Source organism: Chitinivibrionales bacterium, from assembly GCA_035516255.1.
GTDB lineage: Bacteria > Fibrobacterota > Chitinivibrionia > Chitinivibrionales > FEN-1185 > FEN-1185.
This window is the reverse complement of record DATJAL010000057.1, coordinates 1-2,364: the sequence shown is the minus strand read 5'-3', so window position 1 is coordinate 2,364 and position 2,364 is coordinate 1. Positions and strand designations below refer to the sequence as shown.

Genomic DNA, 2,364 nt, shown 5'->3' with positions numbered 1-2,364 from the left:
ATTCTTGCGAGCCTCGTAGCGGAAAGTCGGGTTGAAATTTCCGTCGAGCAAGATCCGCTGCGCCAGCGCCCGGGCGACCTTCCCATTATTATCGGCGATGCCGGACGCGCCCGCGAGTTGCTCAACTGGAAACCGAAACATCCATTTGAAGATACGCTAACGGCCGTGTTAAACGACTGCCGCATGCGAGCCATTCAGTAGGGTAGGAGGCATCGTGAACTAAAAGGGGCTTTTAGAGCGAGCATCGTGAAAAAATGAGTTCGAAAAAATGGATAGTGGGAATAAAATAAACATATAAGATTCGGACAGTAGTACAATTTCAGCTCGCTCGCCGCCTAATCGCCTAGCGGTGTGAAAGAACAAAGAAGGTCATCTACACAGCCCCTTTGAAGCACGTTTTCATACATAAATGCATAACTGTCGCGGATAGGTGAAATACTGGCATCGTTCTCAACCCGATATACGTGAGGCCACGTTGATCGTATGAAGGCGAGCGCCTGAGGTGGGTTGATATCACCAAAGTTCATAAGCGTATGCGCGTTAAACTCAATAAGCGCCGTCGGTTTGTGGCGAGCGATTGTTTGCTCCGCTGATTTTAAAATCTCAATTTCTGATCCTTCTGTGTCTATTTTAATGAAATCAATGCGTTCGATGTTAGCAGCGAAACTATCGAGGCTAACCGCCGTATAAGTTGTCGGCACAAGATTAGAATGGGCCGAGAAATCCGCCTCCTTCGCGACTGACGTTGAGCCACTTGAGTCTGCGCTATTGAAAAGAAACGTCTTGCTTGCGCCATTCTGCCCGACCAACAATTTATACGCGGTGACATTGAGGCACGGAGCTACATTTGTTTTCAGAAATTCATATGTCTCTTCGCCCGGCTCGATCGCGTAAATGTGGGCTGCGTGCGCCACTAGGCCTAACGAGATCAGTCCGATATTCGCCCCTATATCGACCAATATGCCGCCTTTCGGCATATATCGTAGGATGACCTTGGTATTTGGGTCGTCATACGGACCATCTGCGACATGCTTAAAAATGTCTCCCGCGCCTCGAACCGCAAACTCGCGCCCCTGAAATGAAAGACGTTTAGTTATATGTTCTTCCAATATATCCTCCACACTAGGGTCTGTACCCAGATAAATGATTGAATAATTTAGACGAACATGATTCACCGTGCGCGGAGGTGGATCATGCGATTTGATTTGAGCGACGAGGAATGGGCGCTGCTCGAACCGCTGCTGCCGAAGAGCCGAAAGAGTGCGCGGGTTGACGACCGCAAGATCGTGAATGCGATCTTTTACGTGCTGCGCACCGGCATGCCGTGGCGGGACTTGCCGACACGCTATGGTCCCTACACGACGGCATATAATCGCTTCAACCGCTGGTCTCGCCGAGGCATCTGGAAGCGCGTTTTCGACCAGTTGGCATCGAAATCGCGCGACAGTCTGTATTTGATCGACAGCACCGTCGTGAAAGCTCACCGCGCGGCCAGCGGAGGAAAAGGGGGGAGAAAAATCAGGCGATCGGCATCAGCCGGGGCGGCCGAACCACGAAGATCCACGCGATTGTCGACAGCAAGGGCCGACCGCTGAGCTTCACCGTGACCGGCGGGCAGGTGCATGACAGCCAGGTCGTCGAAGAGATACTGAACACGCCGCGACCACCGCTGGCTGTCACGGCCGACAAAGCCTACGACAGCGAAAAAGTGCGCCAGCAGATCAGGGATGAAGGTGCTTTGCCGGTTATCCCGAACCGCTGCACCGCTACAAAGAAAGCCTATTGCCCGAAGCGTTTCTATCGGCGGCGGCACAAAATCGAGAACTTCTTCTGTCGGATCAAAGATTGGCGGCGCATCGCTACTCGATATGACAAACTCGCCCGCAACTTCCTGGCTGCCGCCACGCTCGTCGGCGTGCTTTACTGGATCAAGTTGTGAGTCCAGACCCTAGTTTGATTTGAAAAGGCAACCGACCTTTGCCAGTTCTCATACTGGTCGTCTTTTTTTGAATTTTCTCGCATAAGAGCTTCGGCCTGTTGCCGATCAGCGGCAAAAGTCAGAATTTGATTGGATAATTCTTGTAGCTTGTCAGCTAATTCCTCTACCTCTTTTTTTACATTTGGAGGCAATGGCGCCAGGAGCGGCTTCGCCCCGATTATCAATACAGGTTTATTGCCGAGCCTTCGATGCTGTGGGTTAATCTCGGCTACTTTGTAAGAAGTATTTTTTTCAACAGCCTGTTTGATTAGCTGTCCGGTCTCATCGGTAGAAAAGTATTGCAATCCAATTACTCCACCAAAAATCATTGGTGCGCGTGTAGCAGGTTCATCAATATCCCAATTTGCTTTTTGATATATTGTGCG

Annotated in this window: 4 protein-coding genes; 2 read left to right on the top strand and 2 right to left on the bottom strand. The window is 50.8% G+C overall.

All coding sequences use genetic code 11. The features are described 5' to 3' along the window. The coding region (locus VLX68_17315; protein ID HUI94003.1) for a hypothetical protein at positions 1–201 on the top strand (201 nt) is incomplete at its 5' end. A gap of 134 nt (positions 202–335) precedes the next feature. On the opposite strand, the gene VLX68_17310 is transcribed toward VLX68_17315, so the two are convergent. Further along, positions 336–1,109: an FkbM family methyltransferase gene (locus tag VLX68_17310; protein ID HUI94002.1), complete on the bottom strand. Its 774-nt coding sequence runs from the start codon at positions 1,107–1,109 to the stop codon at positions 336–338. Positions 1,110–1,166: 57 nt separating this feature from the next. Here VLX68_17310 and VLX68_17305 point away from each other — a divergent pair. Beyond that, positions 1,167–1,939 (top strand): IS5 family transposase gene (locus VLX68_17305; protein HUI94001.1). Its coding sequence is split into 2 segments (ribosomal slippage): positions 1,167–1,505 and positions 1,508–1,939, totalling 771 coding nucleotides; the frame shifts between segments, so codons are not numbered across the junction. Here the strand turns inward: VLX68_17305 and VLX68_17300 are convergent. Further along, on the bottom strand, positions 1,921–2,364 hold a 444-nt coding region (locus VLX68_17300), incomplete at its 5' end, for a hypothetical protein (GenBank protein HUI94000.1). The genes VLX68_17305 and VLX68_17300 overlap by 19 nt on opposite strands.